At 47.6% G+C, this 4,528-nt stretch carries 1 protein-coding gene; it reads left to right on the forward strand.

Annotation, left to right across the window (positions count from 1 at the left end):
* Positions 1 to 2,681, forward strand: a 2,681-nt coding sequence (locus KDK16_RS07650) for a hypothetical protein (protein WP_257275417.1), incomplete at its 5' end; no start/stop codon positions are given.
* Positions 2,682 to 4,528 lie beyond the last annotated feature (1,847 nt).

The following is a 4,528-nucleotide window of genomic DNA, read 5'->3' on the forward strand; positions in this document are numbered from 1 at the left end:
CTGACAGACCAGACCTGGAGAAGCATCTGGAAAGAGATCTGAAGGCGGGGCTGGTGGGGGTGGATATCATACTCTTTGGTATTCGTGATCGTCTCAAATTTATAGTCGAAGAATCTGATCAGCGAGCCAGAGAACGACAGGCACATTATCTTACCGCTATGGAGAAGGCGCTAAATATCCACCCTCATGTAAATCCTGCTGCCAAAGAAAAAGGAAAAATCTTCATAGCTAAACTGGCCGGTGATCTGCAGATAGGGTTTGCAGACGATGCCAATCTGTCCGACCAGCAGCATGCTCTAAGAAAGAAAATTCGGGAATTAATGGAAGAAGTAATCGAAACTTATGACGATGAAGGTGCCAAGAGAATCAGAAACAATCAAATTGCTGTTCAACTCAAGATTAAGGGCTATAAAAGTCATGCCGGTATAGACGAGCAGAACTGTCTAATTGAGGAAAAACTTGAACATCTGGATGTAGAAGTGCTTAAAGCGGGTCAGCCCGAGGTTGATGAGCGTATCGCAGCCATTGAAAATGAACTGGACAGGCAAATGGCTCGCCTGGGGCATAAGCCCCGATTCGCCCTTGATCGTGATGTCGCGATGGCCAGGCGAGCCATTAAAAAAGCTGAAAGTGAACTGGCGGGTGTTTATCACAGATTGAAGACTCTTCGTGGCAAAAACGTAGTATTGGCGTTGAACCGTGCTGATCTCCGACATATCTCGGATAAAGAAAAAACAGCTCTCAATCAAGGAATGAAAGATGTTCAGATCGGGTTGGGTCTGGCTGCAGTTGATGAGCAAACCCCTGAAGAGCGAATGAGGGACATCAAGCACTTCCTGCTGGAATGCAGTGCAGAAAAACGAGATGAAGTCCTTGAGGAAATCAGAACCAAATCAAATCTGAACATCCGGACTGGTGACCTCGGATTGAAGGAAGAATCTGATTACTTTATTGCCATTGCAGCCTACGCAAATTCTGATGTTCAGAACCAATCCGATGAAGCATTGGGTGAAGTGATTTTAACCTGGAAAAAGTACACTCAGATCGCACAATTCTTGCGTGAGCACGACAGGAAGAGTATGGAAGTGACCCTTGCAAGGCTTGAAGAGAGAAATTTACAAGAGAATCTGGATCGAAAAAAACAGGAAGTTATCGATTTTGAAGACTACGATAAGCAGGCTAAAACCGTATATGAAAACGAAATGGTCAGGCTGAATTTGGCCCTGGAGCAAACAAGTGATGCTGTATCAAAAGCAGAAGTCGCTCTGACGGAATTTCAAAACGTGGCTCTTGACGCCACTGAAGAAGCCGTGGGTCTTAAACCAGACGCCAATGACACCCACGAACAACGGCTTAATGCCCTGAGAAACAAACAGCTACAATTGGGCGGGAATGATGGTTTTGGCGGCAGGATCCGAAAACTGATTCAGGAACAGGTTCATCTGCAAGATGAGATTAAAAGCAGGAAAGCATACATTGAGAGAATGAAGATAGTCCTGAAGGCTGCAGAGGAAGCCATCCAAAGTGACGGCGGTCCCTTCCAATACACGCCGAAACAGGCAAAAGTTCTGAACGCTATCCAAAAATTCACACAGCAGCACCCTCTTAAAAAGCAAGCCCTGGACGCTGCAATTGGACTGACAGTAGTTGCAAGAGAAAGCGGTAAGGCCATACCATTGCTGACGACTTTCGATTTTGACGATGAATTTGCACCGATTCGCATGCGGGCACTGGCCGGAAACCATCTGAGGTTTGATCAGGCCAGTCGGATTGTGGAAATTTTCAAAAGCCTGAGGACATCCTCATCGGAATCTCAACCTCCGAGAGTTCTCAAAGAAGTCCAGATTCTGTCGTACCGCGCCAGGCAAGAGATAGCAACAGGGGCACAAGAATACGACGACGAAATTCTCGGCATGGGCAAAGCAGGCATTCACTACGTCGAGTATGAACCAAAGGACCTGAAAAGCTTCCCGGAATACTTCGCTGCCCGTTCTGCCAGCGGTAACAGGATCATCGCTCTGCTGCGTGAAGGTCTGATCAGCAAGGTTGAACTTGAGCACCACATGAAGGCCGTCAGAGGTGTCGATGGTTATCAGACAGTGACTGAATTTGAGCACTTTCTTGGTTATAAACATGGCGTCAAGGTGCCTGAGTTCAGGAAGGTTGTCCAGATGCTGTCCGACGAGGGTACTGAGGAATTCATGCAAAGTGCCTTTACTCCTGTGACCGTGACCGCCACTGGCCCGGCAGGCATGAAAGAGTCTGTTGCCGGCATGCAAGAGTACGCTACTGCGCTCATCGCCAACTACGTTCTTGACGATGTTGCCTTTGATAACGGTCGCAGGACTCTGGCATTCCTGACCCATGCTCAGGATACTCTGGCACCTTATGCCCATGCTGTTGGCCTGTCTGAATCAGACCTGATCGAGATCATCCATGGCACATTGATGCAGGCTCATGCTACAGCGGTTGAGCGACAGCTCAATGATTACTGGATCAAACCTTCAGCCTCTCTGGCAGTTGTGTGTTGTAAACCATACCGGTTTCTTTTATGGCATCATGGAGGTGTTGTTGCAGATACTGGATTCGTTCGACTTTATACTGAAGTTTCTGTGACTGCTCTTCCAGTTTTTTCAGCACTTTACGAATCAGTACGAGGTCATCTTCAACTTGTTGCTTGAGCCCAAGTGCTCTGTGTTTTTTCTTTTCATTGGCAGTAGCTGTCTCCGATATAAGCTCTAATTGGTTTTTAACCCGGATGAGTTCGCTTTTTGTTGCGATGTGCTCTTGCAGCTGTCTTTCCCACTCAACCGTTTGTCTGGCCATGTTGCTCACAACTTTGGCAGCAAACTGTTCGTTGTGGTTAAAAACATCGAGCTGTGATTCGTCGACGACGGGTATAAGATTCATAATACCCTTAACGAAATTCTGACTGATCAGAAGCTCTTTGAGTGCGGGTTTGAAACTGAAGTGTTTGGCGAGTTGAATCTGCAACCAGGTTGGCGTGATGACAGACGAAGCGGCTCTGACATGCTCTGGTGTGAATTCAAATTCGACTGCCTGAGCTGGAGTGGCAATGGACAATGCCAACTGGAGACATTCGTAGTATGAAAGCGCAAGCACTGCCAATTTATCTTCGTCTGTAAGCGTTGTCGGTTGATCTTTGTTGACTCCGGCGTCGTGCCGCGCAGCAAACCCCTCCAGCAGTGCCATCTGCCTGCTCCGAATGGCGTACTGGTAGCTTTTGACCCTGTACTTTTTAACCCATGCTGCAGCAGGGGCGGGGGTATTAGTCTCAGCTTCTACCCAGAGTTTATAGAGGTTTTCTACAAAAGCGATATCATCGGGATTCGGCTTCTGGCCTCGGAAAACAATAACCTCCCCGGGAGCTTCTTTTACTTCCAGCTTTGGGTAACCTGCAGGCGCTGGATAAACCCGCGTGTCATCCTCGACGTGAACAACATAGCCGACAGGTTTGCTGTGTGCTAACAGATCATTAAGGGCCTGCTGTTGTAAATTTTCTTCCAGGACATGAACCTGCATATAGGCAGAAGTGGCTGCCGCCAGGAGAGCCTCATCATTGACAAAGAGTGATTGACCCAAACGTTGCAGTTCAGGGGGCTGATCGTCTAAAGCGATAAGACGCATGAAGGTACGCCCATTGACTTCAACCTTTTCAACTTCAATGGTGGCAAGAGCGACGTAGTGATCGTTTGTTCCGAGGTTTCCTGCTCTGTCGCTGGCAACTTCCAGCACAGTAGCCAGTTGCTCGGGGCTGGCGATTTTAGTAAATGGTTCTAGTGCCTGGATGCATAGTACTTGATAACGGATGGCCTCAACTGAATCCTGATCGGTCATTCCGTCTCTGACTTCAATAAGCAGTTCCTTTTCTTCAAGGTTATGGGTGAACCTGAAGACGCCCTCACCACCCACTTTCAGAACTTTGGTGTATTTCTGAGCAACGTTATCCTCGTCTGTTTCAAACTGATCAACAGTGGAAACGCCACCATGAATACTGTAGAGAACTTCTGTAAAGCTCGTAGAAGGAAGGTCATAGCCCTCACTTCTTCGAGGCTCATAAGGGTAAGTGGTTGTAGAGGATTTGGCTATTGGCTGTTCGTTAAGACCTAAAGTTGGCTGAAGCATGACCTCACTCTGGATAAACTCCGCATATCCATTGCCCGGAATAACGGCAGATTTTGTCTGCAGCCTGCGATCGGCCAGTGCCTGTGTACCAATGATGGAAGAGCTGATGGCAACTGCCACTGCAAGACATAATGCATTGGGACGAGCACTTGTCATTCTGTTACCTCAGAGCTGAGTACTTTTGTCACCGGAAAAAGTGATGTTCACACCAGACGAGTAAGCAACGGTTAATCGTCCATGGCTGTCAATTGGCTGTCCTGTCAGCACTGTTTTTCCACTCGTAGAAGGTGCCCAAAGTGTAAGAGTAAGGAATACTTTCTGCGTGGAAGAATGACCATTTAGGTACATTGTCCCTGAAGTATTTCTCCCAGCCATGCTCGTA

Source organism: Endozoicomonas sp. SESOKO4 (genome assembly GCF_024606275.1).